We start from the raw sequence: 2,295 nt of genomic DNA, 5'->3' as shown, positions 1-2,295 counted from the left end.
GGATGGACTTTGGAGCGCCCGCCGTTCATGTTCGAGTCGTCGATGCCCGGGGTGTTCGCCGTGGGCGACGTACGGTCCGGGTCGGTCAAGCGGGTGGCGTCGGCCGCGGGGGAGGGCTCGGTCGCGATCCAGCAGGTTCATCAGTACCTGGAGATGACCGAGTTGTACTAGCCACCGGAGTAGCACGCTGGTTAGAGCTGGAGTCCGGCGGTGGCGGACATCATCGGCGCCCCTCGGGCGTGCACGGTGGCGATGATCTCCTCGGTGTCGATGCTCTGCACGAGATACTCGTGGTGCCGAGGTTGGCGTGCCCGAGCTGCGCTGGATGACGTTGAGCGGCACGCCTTCGCGGGCGAGCTCGACGGCGCGGGCATGGCGCAGCTGATGCGGCGCGAAGCGCCGCCGGATACCCGCCTGAGCGGCGAGCCGACGGAACTCGACGCGGACTCCGGCGCTCGACCAGGACCGGCGTCGGGATGGGCCGTCGCTGATGCAGAACAGCGGTCCGACCGGGAGCTCGAGGCGGGCGTGTGGCCCCGACTGCCCTCGGCACGACGACCATAATCCGACGCAAGGATGACGGCTGGCGAATCGTTCATCGCACGCGGATCCGATCACAAGCCCGAGGCCGGTTAAGTCAATCGTGGAGTTGTCCGCGGGACAGGGTATCGGCGGGGTGCGAGCGTCTTTAGAGCGGATGGTCTGTACAGCGTCCGGTGTACACCTCGATGCCGTTGGCGGCGGAGCCGCCGCTGATCTGGGCGACGCGCTCGAGGAAGAAGGCCCACATGTCGAGCTGCAGCTCGCGGGCGACGCCGAGCCGGTCATAGAGGAGATCGAACAGGCGGTCGCCGCTCCGTGCCCACGACTCGATCTCGAAGACGAGCTCTCGGTCCTCGGCATCACGTGAGCGGAATTCGATCTCGCCGGCCTCCATGTGACCGCGCAAAGTCGCGAGACGGAAAGAGTGATCGGTCACGTCCGTGACGCGGACCGGGCCGTTCCACGCTCCTGGTAGGCGAACTCGAAGCTCGTCGCCGACCTCAAGTGGTCCCCCGCCGGTCCCCTCACGCTCGAAGCGCGCGATCTCGAGCGGACAGGCCACGTTGGGGTCGGCGAGCACGATCGACATCAGCTCGCCTGCTTTCAGGAGCGGCCTCGCAATTATCACGCGGTACCTGCGGTGAAACGCTGGCCCGAACCCGACTGGGGCGCCCTGAAGCCTGTCCGGCTCGCCGACAGTGCAGTCGCCGTTCGGAAATCCGCCGATCGGCCAAGAGCAATTCGCGTCCTCGCGACGGATCTCGATAGTGCGTGCCATGTAGCGCCAGGACGCGAACGGCACACCAATCAACCAACCGACGGCTCGTTCGGCTGGGCTTAGGGCGCGTCCTCTCACGGCGATCTGCTTTCCATATCCTTCGGCCGCCAAACAGAAACGCGTTTGCGATCTGATCTCTGGGTAGCAGGCGGGAGTGGTTCGTCTCCCGACACGAAGGCTGCGTAGCCGCCTGGGGCGGCGCTTCATCCGAACGGTCGGGTGGATGGTGGGCGCGCCCCTGGCGCTCTTTCGCTTCCTCCGTCGGCATACCGTGGTTGAGGAAATCAACTCGAGAGGGGGAGTGGCCCCTTTGCCGGTCGAAGACGCGGACGCGGCGCACCGTGAGGGTGAGCAAGGCGTAGGGCCGGAGTTCCACCGGCTCTACCGCGCGACCATCCATACGCCGAAGCTGCCTGCCGCACGTCTTCTCGCGATCATTGCCGCCGATCCGAACGTCATCGCCCCGACCGAGGTGCTGCGCTTCGAGAAGACCCACGGCGAGCCCGGCCGCTTGGACGAGGGCGATGAATTTCTAATCCGCATGGCCGGGCCCTGGAACGCCCCCGTCAAGGTCACCCGCCGGTGGAAGGAAGGCTTCCGGTTCGCCGCGACGCGCGGGCACCCCCAATTGGGGCAGGTCGAGCTTCGCATGCGCGACGACGGTGATGAGCTGGCCGTCGAGATCCAGACGCGTGAGCGCGCAGCAGGTGCCAAGTTCCTCGTCCTCCAGCGGATCAAGCTAGTTCAGCGGATGCAGAGCTACGCGTGGGGCGAGATGCTGCAGAACACCGCCCAACTCGCAGGGGGTCGGCCACTTGAGCGAATTACGGTTCGATCGTGGCCGCAGCAGTGAGGGGGCTGCGCGGGGTCGGCAGCGCGCAAGACGTGTCTTGGGGATTCGAGGTACACGGCGCTCCAGTCCGACGCCGACCCTCTCTCCCACGAACGAGCAGAACGCGATCACTCCGAGCAGC

Annotated in this window: 2 protein-coding genes and 1 pseudogene; 1 reads left to right on the top strand and 2 read right to left on the bottom strand. The window is 66.5% G+C overall.

Features of this window, described 5'->3' with window-relative positions:
* Window positions 1-321: 321 nt before the first annotated feature.
* Together VFX99_RS17310 and VFX99_RS08020 are read right to left on the bottom strand one after the other, a co-directional pair.
* Window positions 322-618: pseudogene (locus tag VFX99_RS17310) on the bottom strand (tyrosine-type recombinase/integrase); the annotation flags it as partial.
* A gap of 70 nt (window positions 619-688) precedes the next feature.
* Entirely contained in the window at window positions 689-1,132 is a 444-nt protein-coding gene (locus tag VFX99_RS08020; RefSeq protein WP_329665770.1) for a DUF1990 family protein, read from the bottom strand.
* Between the two features lie 412 nt (window positions 1,133-1,544).
* Between VFX99_RS08020 and VFX99_RS08015 the strand changes: the two genes are divergently transcribed.
* Complete coding sequence (locus tag VFX99_RS08015) at window positions 1,545-2,174, top strand: hypothetical protein (RefSeq protein WP_329665769.1); 630 nt, start codon at window positions 1,545-1,547, stop codon at window positions 2,172-2,174.
* The last annotated feature ends 121 nt before the right edge of the window (window positions 2,175-2,295 follow it).

The organism is Microbacterium sp. (assembly GCF_036277215.1).
In the GTDB taxonomy this organism is placed as follows: domain Bacteria; phylum Actinomycetota; class Actinomycetes; order Actinomycetales; family Microbacteriaceae; genus Microbacterium.
Note: the sequence above shows the minus strand (reverse complement) of the source record. Positions and strands in the feature narration are given on the sequence as shown.

What these genes read in the sequence shown, in the direction of transcription:
- VFX99_RS08020 (WP_329665770.1), bottom strand. Translation starts at nt 1,132, where the DNA reads ATGTCGATCGTGCTCGCCGACCCCAACGTGGCCTGTCCGCTCGAGATC.
- VFX99_RS08015 (WP_329665769.1), top strand. Translation starts at nt 1,545, where the DNA reads ATGGTGGGCGCGCCCCTGGCGCTCTTTCGCTTCCTCCGTCGGCATACC.